Source organism: Paracoccaceae bacterium, from assembly GCA_019454225.1.
In the GTDB taxonomy this organism is placed as follows: Bacteria; Pseudomonadota; Alphaproteobacteria; order Rhodobacterales; family Rhodobacteraceae.
This window is the reverse complement of record CP075370.1, coordinates 3131358-3148512: the sequence shown is the minus strand read 5'-3', so window position 1 is coordinate 3148512 and position 17155 is coordinate 3131358. Positions and strand designations below refer to the sequence as shown.

At 71.3% G+C, this 17155-nt stretch carries 19 protein-coding genes; 13 read left to right on the top strand and 6 right to left on the bottom strand.

What is annotated here, in order from left to right; genetic code table 11:
- Positions 1-351: 351 nt before the first annotated feature.
- Positions 352-567 (bottom strand): DUF1127 domain-containing protein, encoded by a 216-nt coding sequence (locus tag KF887_14945; protein ID QYK40694.1) that lies wholly within the window; start codon positions 565-567, stop codon positions 352-354.
- 252 nt (positions 568-819) lie between these two features.
- On the opposite strand from KF887_14945, the gene KF887_14940 reads away from it, so the two are divergent.
- From KF887_14940 to KF887_14880, 13 genes are all read left to right on the top strand, one after another.
- Complete coding sequence (locus KF887_14940) at positions 820-1884, top strand: Mrp/NBP35 family ATP-binding protein (protein ID QYK40693.1); 1065 nt, start codon at positions 820-822, stop codon at positions 1882-1884.
- Positions 1885-2530: 646 nt separating this feature from the next.
- Positions 2531-3052 carry a division/cell wall cluster transcriptional repressor MraZ gene (locus tag KF887_14935; GenBank protein ID QYK40692.1) on the top strand — a complete coding sequence of 174 codons (522 nt, stop codon included), beginning with the start codon at positions 2531-2533 and terminating at the stop codon, positions 3050-3052.
- Between the two features lie 21 nt (positions 3053-3073).
- The gene (rsmH, locus tag KF887_14930) at positions 3074-4102 is read left to right on the top strand and encodes a 16S rRNA (cytosine(1402)-N(4))-methyltransferase RsmH (GenBank protein QYK43596.1); all 1029 of its coding nucleotides are present in this window, start codon (positions 3074-3076) and stop codon (positions 4100-4102) included.
- On the top strand, positions 4099-4455 hold the full coding sequence (locus KF887_14925; protein ID QYK40691.1) for a cell division protein FtsL: 357 nt from the start codon (positions 4099-4101) through the stop codon (positions 4453-4455). Before rsmH ends, KF887_14925 begins: the two co-directional genes overlap by 4 nt.
- Complete coding sequence (locus tag KF887_14920; protein ID QYK40690.1) at positions 4452-6236, top strand: penicillin-binding protein 2; 1785 nt, start codon at positions 4452-4454, stop codon at positions 6234-6236. Before KF887_14925 ends, KF887_14920 begins: the two co-directional genes overlap by 4 nt.
- Before the next feature lie 17 nt (positions 6237-6253).
- Complete coding sequence (locus KF887_14915) at positions 6254-7726, top strand: UDP-N-acetylmuramoyl-L-alanyl-D-glutamate--2,6-diaminopimelate ligase (protein QYK40689.1); 1473 nt, start codon at positions 6254-6256, stop codon at positions 7724-7726.
- Between the two features lie 112 nt (positions 7727-7838).
- On the top strand, positions 7839-9275 hold the full coding sequence (murF, locus tag KF887_14910) for a UDP-N-acetylmuramoyl-tripeptide--D-alanyl-D-alanine ligase (protein ID QYK40688.1): 1437 nt from the start codon (positions 7839-7841) through the stop codon (positions 9273-9275).
- A gap of 59 nt (positions 9276-9334) precedes the next feature.
- Entirely contained in the window at positions 9335-10417 is a 1083-nt protein-coding gene (gene mraY / locus KF887_14905; protein QYK40687.1) for a phospho-N-acetylmuramoyl-pentapeptide-transferase, read from the top strand.
- 563 nt (positions 10418-10980) lie between these two features.
- Complete coding sequence (locus KF887_14900) at positions 10981-11610, top strand: LysE family translocator (protein QYK40686.1); 630 nt, start codon at positions 10981-10983, stop codon at positions 11608-11610.
- Positions 11603-12280 (top strand): SDR family NAD(P)-dependent oxidoreductase, encoded by a 678-nt coding sequence (locus KF887_14895; GenBank protein QYK40685.1) that lies wholly within the window; start codon positions 11603-11605, stop codon positions 12278-12280. The genes KF887_14900 and KF887_14895 overlap by 8 nt, the downstream gene beginning before the upstream one ends.
- Positions 12274-12693: an ACT domain-containing protein gene (locus KF887_14890; GenBank protein QYK40684.1), complete on the top strand. Its 420-nt coding sequence runs from the start codon at positions 12274-12276 to the stop codon at positions 12691-12693. Before KF887_14895 ends, KF887_14890 begins: the two co-directional genes overlap by 7 nt.
- Before the next feature lie 75 nt (positions 12694-12768).
- Positions 12769-14169, top strand: coding sequence for a UDP-N-acetylmuramoyl-L-alanine--D-glutamate ligase (locus tag KF887_14885; GenBank protein ID QYK40683.1), 1401 nt, complete (start codon positions 12769-12771; stop codon positions 14167-14169).
- Positions 14170-14250: 81 nt separating this feature from the next.
- Positions 14251-14751 (top strand): GFA family protein, encoded by a 501-nt coding sequence (locus KF887_14880; GenBank protein QYK40682.1) that lies wholly within the window; start codon positions 14251-14253, stop codon positions 14749-14751.
- Positions 14752-14830: 79 nt separating this feature from the next.
- Here the strand turns inward: KF887_14880 and KF887_14875 are convergent, their stop codons facing one another.
- From KF887_14875 to KF887_14855, 5 genes are read right to left on the bottom strand one after another with little or no spacing between them, the layout of a single operon-like run.
- The gene (locus KF887_14875) at positions 14831-15310 is read right to left on the bottom strand and encodes an SRPBCC domain-containing protein (GenBank protein QYK40681.1); all 480 of its coding nucleotides are present in this window, start codon (positions 15308-15310) and stop codon (positions 14831-14833) included.
- A gap of 17 nt (positions 15311-15327) precedes the next feature.
- Complete coding sequence (locus tag KF887_14870; protein QYK40680.1) at positions 15328-15786, bottom strand: SRPBCC domain-containing protein; 459 nt, start codon at positions 15784-15786, stop codon at positions 15328-15330.
- Complete coding sequence (locus KF887_14865; protein QYK40679.1) at positions 15779-16264, bottom strand: SRPBCC domain-containing protein; 486 nt, start codon at positions 16262-16264, stop codon at positions 15779-15781. The genes KF887_14870 and KF887_14865 overlap by 8 nt, the downstream gene beginning before the upstream one ends.
- Positions 16242-16616 (bottom strand): winged helix-turn-helix transcriptional regulator, encoded by a 375-nt coding sequence (locus KF887_14860; GenBank protein QYK40678.1) that lies wholly within the window; start codon positions 16614-16616, stop codon positions 16242-16244. The genes KF887_14865 and KF887_14860 overlap by 23 nt, the downstream gene beginning before the upstream one ends.
- Entirely contained in the window at positions 16613-16990 is a 378-nt protein-coding gene (locus KF887_14855; protein QYK40677.1) for a nuclear transport factor 2 family protein, read from the bottom strand. The genes KF887_14860 and KF887_14855 overlap by 4 nt, the downstream gene beginning before the upstream one ends.
- Positions 16991-17155: the final 165 nt, after the last annotated feature.

Genomic DNA, 17155 nt, shown 5'->3' with positions numbered 1-17155 from the left:
GATCACGGTCGGGCCATCGCCCGCAGAAGAAAGGGCGGCAGCCCCAGGGAGGAGAAGAGGGCCGCCGCCTTGCACCGTCCGACCCAGGGAGGAGGAGGGGCCGGCCGGATCGCGTGCCGGGCCCGTCGCCCGGTGAAAGGGTCGGCGGCGACCCCAGGGAGGAGGAGGGGGTCGCCGCCTTGATCCGCTGGCCCGAGGGAGGAGGAAGGACCAGTCAGATGCCGTTCCGGGCAATCCGCACCATCGGGGCGCGGTGTCCGGGCTGTAAAAGGCGGCGACGCCAGGGAGGAGGAAAAGCGCCGCCGCTATTGCCATGGACCCCAGGGAGGAGGAGGGGGTCGGGCAAAACCGTCATTTGCCGTAGGCAGCCTCAAGCGCGATGCGGGTGATCATCGTGCGATGGATGCCCAGGTCTGCGAGCTCGCGGGACGACAGCGCGTTGAGTTCGCGCAGCGTCTGCCGGTAGATGGCGCGGCGGCGTGCAGCCTCGCGCAGGGTCTTCACGAAGGCGCTCAGGCGATCTGCCAGTCCGGCGGTCGCGGCGCGGGTGTCATTCACATAAGCCATGTCTCGGCCTCTTCTTCTGGTGGGTCGACGGGTCGTCCCGTTTCTGTTGCCGCAAACATGCGGTCTTTGCTGCACCTGCACAATACCCGGCACCGCATTGCTGCCATGCAGCATGATCATGGCTGGCCGGGCTGATTTACCCAAGGTAAACATGCGCTTCGCCGCAAAGTTATGCAGCGGGCGATGGTGCCCTTGCCGTTTGCCGTCGAAACGACGACCTATGCGCAAGGAATGTGCGGCGGAGGAACGGCGATGGTCGATCGGGCAGGGGTGATGCGGGTGCTCGAGGGCATCGCGGTTCCGGGAGGTGGCACGCTGGCCGGGGGCGACTTGATTCGCGCGCTGACGGTCGAGGGCGGCCGCATCTCCTTTGTCATCGAGGCGGCATCGCCCGACGCGGCGCGCGCGCTGGCCCCGGCCCAGGCAGCGGCCGAGGCCGCGCTGCGCGCGCTGCCCGGGGTCGCCCAGGTGCAGGTGGTGATGACCGCGCCCGCGGCCCGCCCGGCGCCGCCCGCGCTCAAGATCGGCCAGCACCCGACGCCGCAACCGGCAGGGCCGCAGCCGGTCAGCGGTGTCGACCGCATCATCGCCATCGCCAGCGGCAAGGGCGGGGTCGGAAAGTCCACGGTGTCGTCCAACCTTGCCGTCGCACTGGCACGGCAGGGGCGGCGCGTCGGGTTGCTCGATGCCGACATCTATGGTCCCAGCCAGCCCCGCATGATGGGTGCCACCGCCCGCCCCGCCAGCCCGGACGGCAAGACCATCATTCCGCTGACCGCCCACGGCGTCACGCTGATGTCGATCGGCCTGATGCTGAAGGAGGACGAGGCGGTGGTCTGGCGCGGCCCGATGATCATGGGCGCGCTGCAGCAGTTGCTGGGCCAGGTCGACTGGGGGCGGCTCGACGTGCTGATCGTCGACCTTCCGCCCGGAACCGGCGACATCCAGCTGACGCTGTGCCAGCGCACACGGCTGACCGGCGCCATCGTCGTCAGCACGCCGCAGGACGTGGCGCTGCTCGACGCGCGCAAGGCGCTCGACATGTTCCGCAAGCTGGGCACGCCGGTGCTGGGGCTGATCGAGAACATGTCGACCTTCTGCTGCCCGAACTGCGGGCACGAGACGCAGATCTTCGGGCATGGCGGGGTCCGGGCCGAGGCGGAAAAGCTCGGCCTGCCGTTCCTCGGCGAACTGCCGCTCGATCTTGCGGTCCGCGTGGCCGGAGACGCAGGTGTTCCGGTCGCGGCGGGGCCCGGGCCGATGGCCGATGCCTATGCGCGGCTGGCTGCGGGCCTGGTCGCGGGTGGGATGGCCTGATCGCGCCGGGACCGGCCGGGAAATCACGGGAAAGCGGATTCACGGCCCGCCACGGCGAATCACGCCAGCGTCAATGGGCGTGATTCTGGCAAGATTCGGGGTGATCTGGCCCGGAAACGGGCGGATCGGCAGCCAGAGCCATTGAACAGGTGGCCTGTTCCCGGGTGCTGCACCCTTTCCCTAGCGTCACAGCCGGATCTCTGGCAAATCCGCAACACCGCTAAATCTGGTGCTGCGAGCGTCAACGCTGGCCATAACTAGCGCCTCGTGTCGCGCCGGCCGCCACCAGATGCTGTTTCCCACCCTTTCCCGAAACAAGATCATGCGTCGGGCGGTAAAGATTTCCATTGCTTCCCATGTTTTCCCATGTCATCCCTTTTCACACGGAGACGGGACGGCACGACAAACAGGGGCAACGCAAGACCCCGAAACATAAGGCAAAAGCAGGCTTTCATACAGGCACCGCTTTCGTCTCCGCACAACAAGGATCCGGCGCGTGTGTGAGCAGCATCCCCCCAGGTGACGCGCGCAGTCCGGACGACCCGGCGACGGGACAGGGCGGCGGATCGGGCAGTGGCAGCAGCCCGATCCGCCGTTGTCCGTTTCGGGCACAGCCTAGCACACCAGGGGGCCGCCGGAGAAGCGGATGTCGGAGGCGTTCAGAGGCGAATACACCCCGACGCTCGACGCCAAGGCGCGGGTGCAGATACCAGCGTTCTTCCGCAAGGTGATCGTCGCGGGCGACCCGGGCCATGCCGAACAGGGCAGGGCGCGCTTCGTGATCGTCTATGGCGATGCCCGCCGGTCCTACTGCGAATGCTTCACCATCCGCGACATGCGCAAGCTGGAAAAGCGTATCGGCCGCATGCCCTCGGGCAGTGCGCCGCGCCGCCTGATGGAACGCAATTACATCTCGATGAGCCACGAGGTCGAGATCGACGACGAGGGCCGCATCGTCCTGCCGCCCGCCTGCCGCGAGAAGATCGGGCTTGGCGGCGCGAAGGACGGCGGAAAGCTGATGCTGGCCGGGATGCTCGACAAGTTCCACCTGTGGAAGCTTGAGGACTACCTGGCGGACCCGTCGCTGAACCGCATCCCCGACGAGATCCTGCCCGAGGGCGAGGACATGCTTTCGCTCCTGCCGCCCGATGACGAGGAGGAGGACTGACCCTTGCCCGACCGCGCCCCGCTGCCCGGACGCGATGCCGCCGACCCGCCCCATGTCCCGGTGCTGCTTGGCCCGCTTCTGGCGGCCTGCGCCCCGGTGCGGGGGCATTGGCTGGACGGCACCTTCGGGGCGGGCGGCTATGCGCGCGGGCTTCTGGCCGCCGGGGCCGACCGGGTCACCGGCATCGACCGCGACCCGCTGGCGCTCGACCTCGCGCAGGGCTGGATCGAACCCTACGGCGACCGCCTGCGCCTTGTGGCCGGAACCTTCTCGGACCTTGACACGCTGGCGGATGGCCCGCTCGACGGCGTGGTGCTCGACCTCGGCGTATCCTCGATGCAGCTCGATCTTGCGGAACGCGGGTTTTCCTTCCTGCGCGACGGCCCCCTCGACATGCGGATGAGCCAGCAGGGCGAAACCGCCGCCGATCTGGTGAACACCGCGCCCGAGGATCATCTGGCCGACGTGATCTACCACTATGGCGAGGATCGCGCCGCCCGGCGCATCGCCCGCGCCATCACCGCCGCGCGGGCGCAGGCGCCCATCGTCACGACGCTGCGTCTTGCCGAGGTGGTGGCGTCGGTCCTGCCGCGCCCGAAGCCCGGCCAGAGCCACCCCGCCACCCGCGCCTTCCAGGCCATACGCATTGCCGTCAACGCCGAGTTTTCCGAACTGGTCCAGGGCCTTGCAGCCGCGGAACGGGCGCTTGCGCCGGGCGGCCTGCTTGCCGTCGTCACCTTCCACAGCCTCGAGGACCGCATCGTGAAGCGGTTCTTCCAGGATGCGGCGGGCGGCAGCACCGGCAATCGCTACGCGCCCGAGCAGGCGGCCGCGCCCGCCCGCTTCACCCCGGTCACCCGGGGCGCGGTGGCGCCGGACGATGCCGAACTGGCCACGAACCCGCGCGCCCGCTCGGCAAAGCTGCGCGTCGGGCGGCGCACGGCGGCCCCCCCGGTCCGCCCCGACCCCGCCGCGCTGGGCGCCCCGGTGATCGCCGATGTCCGTCCCGCCCGCAAATCCAGCCCCCGCAGACCGCAGGCCCGCCCATGACCCGCCCCGCCCTCTACCTTCTGACCATCGTCGCGCTGATGTCGCTGGCCGTCTGGGCCTACCGCGAGAACTACGCCACGCAATCCGCGCTGCGCCGCATGGCGGCGCTGGAGTCCGAGATCGCCGGGCTTCAGCAGGCCATTGCGGTCCAGCGGGCCGAATGGGCCTATCTGAACCGGCCCGACCGGCTGCGCGATCTGGTCGGGGTCAACTTCGAGCGGCTTCCGCTCCTGCCGCTCGATCCCGGCCAGTTCGCCCGCATCGACGATGTGGTGATGCCCCTGCCGCCGCTTGCGCCGCTCGATCTTGACCCTGTCGCCCTGTCCGGCGACCTGACGGAGGACCCGCTGTGATCCGCACGCCCCTTCGCCCGCTTGCCCGCATCCTGTCGGCCCGTGCGGCCGGGCAGAACCCCGACGTGATCGAGCGCGAGAATGCCCGCCTGCGCGCCGAGGCCGCCCGCGACCGCAGCCGCGGCCGTGCCGAGCGTCGGCTGAAGCTCCTTGGCCTGGCCTTCGTGGCAGCCTTCGCCACCGTCGGCGTGCGCATGGGAACGCTGGCCGCGACCCCCGCCTCGGAACCCCGCGCCGGCGGTGGCGGTCCGCAGATCACCGCATTGCGCGCCGACATCACCGACCGCAACGGGCGGCTGCTGGCCACGAACCTCGTGACCCACGCGCTCTACGCGCATCCGCGCCAGATGATCGACCCCGCCCGGGTCGCCCGCGAACTGGCCGCGCTTTTCCCCGACATGACCGCCGAGGATCTGGAGCGCCGCTTCACCGACGGCCGGTCCTTCCTGTGGCTGCGGCGGAAACTGTCGCCCGAACAGGTGCAGGCGGTGCATGACATCGGCGATCCGGGACTGCTGTTCGGCCCGCGCGAGATGCGGCTCTACCCCAATGGCCGCCTCGCCGCGCATATCCTCGGCGGGTCCGCCTTCGGCGCCGAGGGCGTGAACGCCGCCGAAGTGATCGGAACCGCAGGGGTCGAGGCCGCGCTCGACGCCCGCCTGCGCGATCCCGCCCAGGCCGACCAGCCGCTTGCCCTGTCGATCGACCTGACGCTCCAGGCTGCCGTCGAGGAGATCCTCGGTGCGGGCATGGTGATGATGAACGCCAAGGGTGCCGCGGCCATCCTGATGGACGCGGCCAGCGGCGAAATCCTCGCCATGGCCTCGCTGCCCGACTTCGACCCCAACGACCGGCCGAACCCGCTGGTCAAGGGCGACCCCGCCGACAGCCCGCTGTTCAACCGCGCGATGCAGGGGGTCTATGAACTGGGCTCGACCTTCAAGATCTTCGCCGTGGCGCAAGCCATCGACCTCGGCCTGCTGAATGCCGAAACCATCGTCGACGCGCGCGCGCCGCTGACCTGGGGCAAGCACCGGATCAAGGAATTCCAGAACAAGAACTACGGCCAGATCTCGGCGACCGACGTCATCGTGAAATCGTCGAACGCCGGAACCGGCCGCATCGCCCTGATGATCGGCGGCGAACGGCAGCAGGCGTTCTACCGTTCGCTCGGCTTCTTCGACCCGACCACCGTCGAGATGATCGAGGCGCCGCGCGCCCGCCCGCTGATTCCCGCCCGCTGGCCCGAGATCGTGACGATCACCACCTCCTTCGGCCACGGCATGTCGGCCTCGCCGCTGCACCTTGCAGCGGCCTATGGTGCCATCGCCAACGACGGGGTGGCGGTCAGGCCCACGCTTCTGCGCCGCGACGGGCCGGTCGCCGGTGACCGCGTGATGGCGGCCAAGACCGCCCGCATCGCCCAGGACATGCTGCGCCAGGTGGTGACGCGCGGCACCGCCTCGCTGGCCGAGGTCGAGGGCTACGAGGTCGCGGGCAAGACCGGCACGGCGGACAAGCCGAAACGGTCGGGCGGTTACTACAAGGACAAGGTGATCAACACCTTCGCCAGCATGTTTCCCGCCTCAGACCCCCGCTACGTGCTGATCGTGACGCTGGACGAACCGGTCGAGACGTCCGGGCCCGAACCGCGCCGCACCGCCGGCTGGACCGCGGTTCCGGTGGCGGCCGAGATCGTGCGCCGCACCGCGCCGCTTCTGGGCCTGCGACCTGCCGTTGAACCTGACAGCCCCGATACGCTAAGCCAGGTCCGCAACTGACGGCAGTGGGGGCCTTCGTGCAGGCAAGGGACAGACGGCTTTCCGACCTCGGGCTGACCGCGCAGGGCGGGGCCGACCCGCTGGTCGGCGGGCTGTCGGTGGACAGCCGCGTCGTGCCGCGCGCGGGGCTCTTCGCGGCGCTTCCCGGCAGCCGCGCCCATGGCGCCGACTTCGCCGCCGACGCGGTGGCCAACGGCGCCGTGGCGGTTCTCACTGATGCCGAGGGCGCGGCCCGCCTGCGCGACCTGGCGGCGGCGGGCACCGCCCTCGTGGTCGCCCAGAACCCGCGCGAGGCGCTGGCCCGCGCCGCCGCGCTCTGGTTCGGGGCGCAGCCCGGATGCATGGTTGCGGTGACGGGCACCAACGGCAAGACCTCGGTCGCCACCTTCACCCGGCAACTGTGGCAGGCGCTCGGCCATGCCGCCATCAACATCGGCACCACCGGGGTCGAGGGCGCATGGGCCGCGCCGTCCGCGCATACGACGCCCGATCCGATCGCGCTGCACCGCATGCTGGCCCAGGCGGCGGCGGCGGGCGTCAGCCATGCGGCGATGGAGGCATCGTCGCACGGGATCGACCAGTACCGTCTCGACGGGGTCGATCTGGCCGCCGCGGCCTTCACCAACCTGACGCAGGACCATCTCGACTATCACGGCACGATGGCGGCCTATGGCGAGGCCAAGTCCGCGCTTTTCACGCGGTTGCTGCCGCATGGGCGCGGCGCGGTGCTGAACATCGACGACCCCTTCGTCGCCGCGCTGGCCGACCGGTTGCCCGATCACCGGCTCTGGACGGTGGGTCACGCCCCCGCCGCCCGCATCCGGATCGAGGCACAGCGCTACGACGCCCGCGGCCAGGACCTGCGCTTCGCCTGGGGCGACCGGACGCATCAGCTGCGCCTGCCCCTGATCGGCGGCTTCCAGGCGATGAACGCGCTGACCGCCGCGGCGCTCGTCGCCGCCTCCGGCACGGCGCCCGCCGATGTGATCGCCGCCCTGCCGCGCCTCTCGGGCGTGCGGGGGCGCATGCAGCATGTCGCCACCCGCGCGAACGGCGCCACCGTGTTCGTGGACTATGCCCATACGCCCGATGCGATCGCCACGGCGCTGACCGCGCTGCGCCCGCATGTCATGGGCCGCATCGTCATCGTCTTCGGCGCGGGCGGCGACCGCGACCGCACCAAGCGGCCGCTGATGGGCAGCGCCGCTGCCGCCCATGCCGATGTGCTCTACCTGACCGACGACAACCCCCGAACCGAGGATCCCGCCGCCATCCGCGCCGCCATCCGCGCCGCCTGCCCCGAGGCGAACGAGGTGCCCGACCGCGCCGAGGCGATCCTGCGCGCGGTCGATGCGCTGTTGCCCGGCGATGCGCTGCTGATCGCGGGCAAGGGGCACGAGACGGGCCAGATCGTCGGCCACGACATCCTGCCCTTCGACGATGCCGAACAGGCCTCGATCGCCGTGGCTGCCCTCGACGGGCATCCGTGATGGAAGGACTGCGCCCCTCCGTCGCCTGCCCCGCTGTCGCCTGCCCGCAGATGTCCCACGGGGGGGCAGCGGTGTGAAACCCCCGTCGCACCCCCGCCACCCGGAGCCCCGATTGACCCCTCTCTGGACCCACACCGATGCCGTTGCCGCCACAGGCGGCACCGCAACGGCGCCCTTCACCGCCTCCGGCGTCTCCATCGACACCCGCACGCTGGCGCCGGGCGACCTGTTCGTGGCGCTGTCCGCGGCGCGCGACGGCCATGACTTCGTGGCGCAGGCCCTGCAGAAGGGCGCCGCCGCCGCCCTGGTCAGCCGCATCCCCGACGGCCTGCCCGACGGGGCGCCGCTGCTGGTCGTGCCCGACGTGCTGGCCGGGCTGACGGCGCTTGCCGCCGCATCCCGTGCCCGCAGCGCGGCGCGGGTGCTGGCGATCACCGGATCGGTCGGCAAGACCTCGACCAAGGACATGGCGCGCGCCGTGCTGGCGGGGCAGGGCGCCACCCATGCCGCCGAAGCCAGCTACAACAACCACTGGGGCGTGCCGCTGACGCTGGCGCGGATGCCCCGGGATGCGGCCTTCGCGGTGATCGAGATCGGCATGAACCACCCCGGCGAGATCGCGCCGCTGGCCCGCCTTGCCGCGCCGCATGTGGCCATCGTCACCACCGTCGCCCCGGCCCATCTCGCGGCCTTCGACGATGTCGCGGGCATCGCCCGGGAAAAGGCCGCGATCATGGACGGCCTCGTCCCCGGCGGCACCGCGATCCTGCCCACCGACATCGACACCGCATCCATCCTGCTGTCCCGCGCCACCGGTCTCGGCGCGCGCGTGGTCACCTTCGCGGGCCCCGGCGCCGACTGGACGCTGGCCGAGACGCGCATGACCCCCGACGCCACCGTGGCCCAGGCCCGCCACGCCGGCGGTGATCTGCTGTTCAAGGTCCGCTCTCCCGGCCGCCATTTCGCCCGCAACGGGCTGGCGGTGCTGGCCGCCGCGCAGGCGCTGTCGCTCGACCTCGCGGTCGCCGCCTGCGACCTCGGCACCTGGGCGCCGCCCGCCGGGCGCGGTCAGCGCGAACGCATCACCCTCGACCGCGTGGACGAGGCCGGGTTCGACCTGATCGACGATGCCTTCAACGCCAACCCCGCCTCGATGGCCGCGGCGCTCGACCTGCTCGCGGTCTGCGCGCCCGAGGATGGCGTGGGCCGTGTCGGGCGGGGACGCCGCATCGCGATCCTCGGCGACATGCTGGAACTCGGCCCGACCGAGCAGGCCCTGCACCAGGCGATCGCCCGCCACCCCGCGCTTGCCGCGGTGGCCACCGTGCATTGCGTCGGCCCGCGCATGCGGGCGCTGCATGCCGCGCTGCCGCGCGACCGGCGCGGCGAATGGGTCGAGACCGCCCCCGAGCTTGCCGCCCGCGCGCGCAGCCTGGTCGATGCCGGCGACGTGGTGCTGGTGAAGGGGTCAAAGGGCATCCGCGTCAGCCTCGTGGTTGACGCCCTGCGGAAATTGGGGCAGGGCGCCCGGACGGACGACACGGCCTGACGGGCGGGGCCGCGCGAAACGATGGTCCGGGCGAACGGACCGCGAAAGGGACGAGTGCGATGCTCTACGGACTGACCGAATTCTCTGCGGGCGGGGATGTGTTCAACCTCTTCCGCTACATCACCTTCCGCGCGGGCGCGGCGTTCCTGACTGCGCTTGTCTTCGGCTTCATGTTCGGCCGCCCGCTGATCGACCTGCTGCGCCGCAAGCAGGGCAAGGGCCAGCCGATCCGCGACGACGGCCCGGCGACGCATTTCGCCAAGGCGGGCACCCCCACGATGGGCGGTCTGCTGATCCTTTCGGCGCTCCTGTTCTCCACCCTGATGTGGGCCCGGCTCGACAATCCCTATGTCTGGATCGTGGTCGGCGTGACGCTGGCCTTCGGGCTGATCGGCTTTGCCGACGACTACAAGAAGGTGACCAAGCAGAACACCAAGGGCGTATCGTCGCGCATCCGCTTCCTGCTGGGTCTGGTGATCGCGGCCCTGGCCACATACGCCGCCGCACGGTTCCATCCCGAGGCCCTGACCGACCAGCTTGCCGTGCCGGTGTTCAAGAACATGCTGCTCGATCTCGGCCTGTTCTTCGTGCCGTTCGGCATGATCGTGATCGTCGGCGCCGCCAACGCCGTGAACCTGACGGACGGACTCGACGGTCTGGCGATCATGCCGGTGATGATCGCGGGCGGCACGCTGGGGGTGATTGCCTATGTCGTCGGCAACTACAACTTCACCGAATACCTCGGCGTCCATTTCGTGCCCGGCACGGGCGAACTGCTGATCTTTGCCGCCGCGCTGTTCGGCGCGGGCCTCGGCTTCCTGTGGTACAACGCCCCCCCTGCGGCCGTGTTCATGGGCGACACCGGATCGCTGGCGCTCGGCGGCGCGCTTGGCGCCATCGCCGTCTGCATCAAGCATGAAATCGTGCTGGCCATCGTCGGCGGCCTCTTCGTGGTCGAGGCGCTGAGCGTCATCATCCAGGTGCTCTACTACAAGCGCACCAAGAAACGCATCTTCCTGATGGCCCCGATCCACCACCATTTCGAGAAGAAGGGCTGGGCCGAACCGCAGATCGTGATCCGTTTCTGGATCATCTCGCTGATCCTCGCGCTGATCGGCCTTGCCACGCTGAAGGTGCGCTAGCGGCCCGACGATCCCCGGCACCCCTGCCGAAGGCGCGGGGCGGGGCGCTGCCCGGCTTGTCGCGGGACCGATGATGGCGTGCCGCTCTGACCGGTTGTCGCGGCTTCCGCGCCGCGTCGGGTCAGCCGGCGGCCGGGCCGTTCGGCCCATCCGATGCGCCTTCGCACTGCACGGTCCCCCCGTGCCTGCCCTCGCGGTCCATCGCCGATCACGCGCGCGGGCGTGACCGCGGTTCCGGCGGCCGCCATCCGGTTCGGCGCCAACTCCCCCCGCCTCCGATGCCCTGCGCGGCCCGGCCCTGCCATCCTGGCCACCGCCGGGCGTCCCGGCCTCATGCCCTTCGTCCTGGCCGCAGCTGACCGCGGCGGATGACCGCCGCACCACCACGCGCCGCTTGAACACGGCCACCGGCACGTGCAACACCGATACCATCGCCAAGGACCGCCCCCCGGGGATCGCCCCCCGGACCCCGCGCGGCCACCGCCATCCGCACGACCCCGACCTTCACCATCGCCCGCCCCGGGGCCGATCCGCCCCTCCAGGCCCCGCAACAGGACCCGCACATGCCATCCTACGAATTGATGACCGCCTTTCTCCTCGCCGGGCTGATCTTCGCGGCGATGCCCGGTCCGGCCATGCTCTACACGGCGGCCCGCACGCTGGCGGGGGGGCGCCGCGCCGGGCTGATGGCGACCCTCGGCATCCACATCGGCGGCTGGGCGCATGTGCTGGCGGCGACGGCGGGGCTGTCGGCGGTGTTCCATGCCGTGCCCGCGCTGTTCATGGCGGTCAAGCTGGCCGGGGCGGCCTATCTGGTCTGGCTGGGGCTGCAGATGCTGCGCGCCCGCGCGGCCGAGGCGCCGGGCCCCGCCCTGCCGCGCCGCAGCCCCGCCGCCGCCTTCCGCCAGTCCGTCGCGGTCGAGGTGCTGAACCCCAAGACCGCGATCTTCTTCCTGGCCTTCCTGCCGCAGTTCGTCGACCCGGCCGCCTCGCTGCCGGTCTGGGCGCAGTTCCTGGTCCTCGGCGCCATCGTCAACCTGTTGTTCACCGCCGCAGACCTGGTCGCCGTCGCCGCCGCCGCAACCCTGTCGCGCGGGCTGGCCCGGTCGCAGCGGATGCAGGTCTGGCTGTCGCGGGCGGGCGGCGCGATCCTGGTGGGCCTGGGGCTCAAGCTTGCGGCCGACCGTGCCTGAACCCCGGCCGCTGCACCCGACGGCCCTTGTCACCGGCGCCAACCGCGGCATCGGCCGGGCCATCGCGGCGGGGCTGCGGGCCCGCGGCTGCGCCGTCACCCTCGCCGCCCGGGACGAGGCCGCCGGACGCGCCGCCGCCGCCGACCTGGGGGTCGCCTTCCTGCGCATCGACCTGACCGATCCCGACAGCTGTTTCGAGGCGCTCACCCGCAGCGGCGGCTTCGACATCCTGGTGAACAACGCGGGCGTCCTGTCGGATGTCTCGCTGCTGTCGCCGCGCTCTGACTTCGCCGAGGCGATGGAGGTGATGGTCAACGCCCCGCTCGATCTGGTGCGGCTGAACCTGCCGCACTGGCGGGGGCGCGGCTGGGGCCGGGTGGTCAACCTGTCGTCCGGCTGGGGCGCCCATGCCGAAGGGCTGGAAGGCCCCGGCGCCTATGGCGTGGCCAAGGCCGCGCTCAACGCGCTGACCCGGGCCCTGGCGCGCGACCTGCCGCCCTTCGTCAAGGTCAACGCCTGCTGCCCCGGCTGGGTGGCCACCCGCATGGGCGGCGCCGACGCCCCCCTGACGCCCGAACAGGGCGCCGACACGCCGCTGTGGCTGGCGCTGCTGCCCGATGACGGGCCGACCGGCGGCTTCTTCCGCAACCGCCAGCCGATCGCATGGTGACCGCGATGCCCGATGCCCCCGGCCCCGTCCGCGATCCCGCCGCCCTGCTGCGCGGCCTGAACCCGCAGCGCCAGCCCGGTGCCTGGGTCTTCGTCACCACGCCCGACCCGGCCGGGCTGGCCGCGCAGGCCCTCGCCACCTTCCGCGAGGCCGAGGGGGTGACGCTGGTCCTGCCGCTCGACCTGGCCCGCGCCGCCGGGTTCGACACCACGCTGCCGATGGCGCAGATCACCCTGCAGGTCTGGTCCGCGCTCGAGGCCGTGGGCCTGACCGCCGCCGTCGCGGCCGCGCTTCAGGCCCAGGCGATTCCCGCGAATGTCATCGCCGCCTATCACCACGACCATGTCTTCGTGCCCGAACCCATGGCCGATCGCGCGCTGGCCGCGCTGCGGGCGCTGGCCGCCACGGCCTGAGCCGGGGCCACGGCCCGCCTTGCACCCCCGCGCCCCGCCGGGCACTGTCGATGCCCGCAGACGTGGGGGGCAGCGATGATTCCGGTCAGGGGCTATGAGGGCGCGCGCATCGCCGTGCTGGGACTCGGACGGTCGGGCATGGCCACGGCGGCGGCGCTGGCCGCGGGCGGCGCCACGCCGCTCCTGTGGGACGACAGCCCCGAAAGCCGCGACCGCGCCACCGCCGCCGGGCTGGCCCTGCATGACCTGACGCGCGCCGGCGCGCTCGACGGGGTGGCGGCGCTGGTCACCTCGCCCGGCATCCCGCATCTCTACCCCCGGCCGCATCCGGTGATCGCCCGCGCCCTGGCCGAGGGCGTGCCGGTCGACAACGACATCGGCCTGTTCTTCCGCTCCTTCGCCACCGGCGCCTGGGACAGCTTCGACCAGACGCCCCGCGTGGTCTGCGTGACCGGATCGAACGGCAAGTCCACGACAACCGCCCTGATCCATCATGTCCTCGCGGAATCCGGGCGGCCCGTGCAGATGGCGGGCAACATCGGGCGCGGCGTGCTCGACCTCGACCCCGCCCGCGACGGCGAGGTGGTGGTGCTCGAGCTTTCGTCCTACCAGACCGACCTGGCCCGTGCGCTGACGCCGGATGTGGCGGTGTTCACCAACCTGTCGCCCGACCATCTGGACCGCCACGGCGGGATGGGGGGATATTTCGCGGCCAAGGCGCGGCTGTTCACCCAGGGCGGGCCTGACCGCGCCGTGATCGGCGTCGACGAAGCCGAAGGGCTCTATCTGGCCAACCAGATGGGGCAGGGGGCCGATGACGACCGGGTGATCCGCATCTCGTCGGGGCAGAAACTGGACGGGTTCGGATGGTCGGTCTTTGCCCGCAAGGGGTTTCTGGCGGAATGGCGCAAGGGGCGGCAGGTTGCCGCGATCGACCTGCGCGACATTGCCGGCCTGCCGGGCGCGCACAACCACCAGAACGCCTGCGCCGCCTATGCCGCCGCGCGCACCCTGGGTCTCGGGCCCCGGGCGATCGAGGCAGGGCTGCGCAGCTTCCTCGGCCTGCCGCACCGCAGCCAGCTGGTCGCCGAAATCGGCGGCGTGCGCTTCGTGAACGACAGCAAGGCCACCAATGTCGATAGCGCCGCCAAGGCCTTGCAGGCCTTTCCGCGCATCCGCTGGATCGCCGGGGGGCTGGGCAAGGATGGCGGCATCGCGGCCCTTGCGCCGCATCTGGGGGCCGTGGCCAAGGCCTATCTCATCGGCCATTCCGCCCGCGACTTCGCCCTGCAGATCGGCGATACGCCGCATGAGATCTGCGAGACGATGGCCCGCGCCGTGGCCCGCGCCGCCGCCGAGGCGCAGCCCGGCGATGTCGTGCTGCTGGCTCCCGCCGCCGCCAGCTTCGACCAGTATCCGAACTTCGAGAAACGCGGCGACGATTTCGCGGCCCAGGTGGCGGCGCTGCCGCGCTGACGGCCGCCGCCGGTCGCGCGCGGCTTGACCCCCGGCTGCGGTCATGGTCCGTTCTGTCCGGTTCAGGCATGGAGGCCCGGCATGGAAGGACGTTGCACCTGCGGGACGGTCCGCTACCGGCTTGGCGACCGGCCGCTCTTCACCCACGCCTGCCACTGCACCTGGTGCCAGCGCGAGACCGGCACCGCCCATGCGCTGAACGCGCTGATCGAGACCGCGCTGATCGCCGTCACCGGCCGCCCGCCGGTCGAGGTTGCCACCCCCTCGGCCTCGGGCGGCGGCCAGATCATCCTGCGCTGCCCCGTCTGCCACGTCGCCCTGTGGTCGCATTATCCCGGGGCGGGGCGCGGCTTTGCCTTCGTGCGCGTCGGCACCCTGGCCGATCCGGCGGCCTGCCCGCCCGACATCCACATCTTCACCTCGACGAAACTGCCCTGGGTGCAGCTTCCCCCCGGTGTTCCCGCCGTGCCCGAATACTATGACCGGCGCGACCACTGGCCCCCGCAGGCGCTGGCCCGCCACGCCGCCGCCCGCGCCGCGCAATCTGCGGGCGCCGCCCCTGCCACCCCGGACAAGTCTTGACAGATCGTTAACGGGGGCTGGTCAAGCCATTGAAATCGCTTGATCCGCAAAGCGTCCCATCGTGGGACGCCTGCGCCGGTCAGTGCTCGTCCGCCGCGTCCATGGCCGCCTGCAACCGCCCGTAGCAGGATTTCAGGCCCGGCGACATCGCCGCCGCCAGCTCGCCCCGCGCCGCCGGCGAGGAAAATTCCACCACCCGGCGCAGCCAGGCCCGCTCGTCCTGGTCCTTCACCTGCAACGTCACCCGCAACTCGCCATGCGTCCAGTCCGGCCGGTGCAGTTCGGTCATCACCAGCCGATCCGCAGCCAGTTCCAGGATCGTCCCCGCCATCCACGACTGCGACCCGTCGGGCCGCGTCCAGGCCATCCGGTATCGTCCGCCCGCCCGCGCATCCACCTCGCAGACCGACAGCGGCATCTCGGGCGAACCCATCCAGGCCGCAAGGATCGCCGGGTCCAGATGCGCCTTCATCACCTGGTGCCCGTAGGCATCATAGTCGGCCCGCAGCACCAGCGACTGCGGCCCCTCCGGCGCCAGGCGGATTTCGCTGTCGGTCATGGCATCCCTCGCGGCGGTCACAGGATCGGGTCAAGCCGATCATAGGCCGCTTCCATCCCCGCCGCCATGCCCGAGGCGGCGGCGCCGTCGCGGGCCTCGGGGCTGGAATAGACCACCTCCATCCGCAGCGCCGTGCCCCCCGGCACCGCCGCGAAGGTGGTCACCACCCGGGTCTCGCCGCCGGTCCAGTCGGGATCGAACAGTTCGACATGCTCGATCCGGCCGGGTGCGATGGCCAGAAAGGTGCCCTCGACCGCGAAGGTCCCGCCATCCGGCCCGGTCCAGACCTGCCGGAACCGCCCGCCCGGCCGCGGGTCGATCCGGCACTCGGTCATCGGATGGTCACCCCCGCCCATCCAGCGGGGCACCAGCAGCGGGTCCAGATGCGCCCGCTGCACCAGATCGGGCTGGGCGGCAAGGTGCCGGGTGATCACCAGCGACCGCGCCCCCTCGGCGAACAGGCGGAAGTCAGGCATCGCGATAGCCCGGCAGGCCCTCCAGCCGCTGATAGCTGGCCTCCATCCCTTCCGCCATTCCGGTCTCCAGCATCGCGGCACGCGATGCGGCATCGGCCACGGTCATCGTCATCACCATCAGCGTGCCGCCGGCATCGGGCCGGAACAGGGTCTCCACGCGGTTGTCGGGCGTCGGGTCGGGCAGGTGCATGCGCTCGACATGCAGGATGCGGCTGCCCTCGTCGATCTCGTGATACTCGCCGGTCAGGTGAAACCCGTTCTGCCCCTCGGCATCGACCCATTCGCAGCGGATGCGGCCGCCCGGGCGCGGTTCGCTGATGCAGACCCGCATCACCCAGCCATCCGGCCCGGTCAGCCACCGCGGCATGATCAGCGGGTCGACATGGGCACGGAACACCGTGGCGGGCGGTGCCGCAAAGCGGCGCGTGACGATGACCTGCGTGTCGCCCCTGGTTTCAAGTGTCAGTCTGGTCGTCATGTCCGGGTTCCCTTTCCGGTTGATCCTGCATCTCGGCCAGCACGGCATCCAGCCGCGCATAGCGCGCCTCCCACAGGGCGCGGTACTGCCCCAGCCAGTCCCACAGCGCCGCCACCGCTTCGGGGTTCAGCCGCCGGGGACGGGCGGTGCCCGCCACCCGCGTCTCGATCAGCCCCGCGTCCTCCAGCACCTTCAGGTGGCGCGACACCGCGGGCTGGCTGATCGCGAAGGGGCGCGCCAGATCCTGCACCGTCGCCTCGCCCTGCACCAGACGGGCCAGTATGGCCCGGCGCGTCGGATCGGCCAGGGCGGCAAAGGCCGCGTCCAGGTCGGGTGCCCGGTTGTCCGTCATTGCGGTTTCGAGATGTGGTGGTGCGCGATGCGCCATCCCTCGGGCCCCCGCACCAGCCCGAAGGTCGCGCGCACAAGGTCGCGGAATTCCCGCCCGTCCGGCGTCGTGCCGCCGCAGCGGATCAGCGCATGCGCGAAGGCCAGGCCCTCCGCCTCGGTCACCCGCAGGTCCTCGAAGTCAAAGACCGCATCGCCCGCGGTGTCCGGCATCCAGTCGTCCCAGGTGGCCGCATAGGCGGCGGGCGTGGCGTGTTCCACGGGGCCCAGCACGTCGAAGATGCGGGCATCGGGCAGGTGATCGGCCAGAATCAGGTCGCGCGCGTCGCGGCGCGTGCGGTCGGCCCACCGGTGCAGCACGGTTTCGGGGTTTTCCATCACGGGTCCATTAAATAACGAATCACTTATATAACGGAATCACATCGGCAAACAGCCCCCTTTCGCCGCGTTTTTGCTGGCCTGACACGGCGTTCTTCGCTAGTCTGACCCGCAGACCCGGGGCGAACCCGGGCATTCGGGCAGGACAGGCAAGGCAGGCGGTTT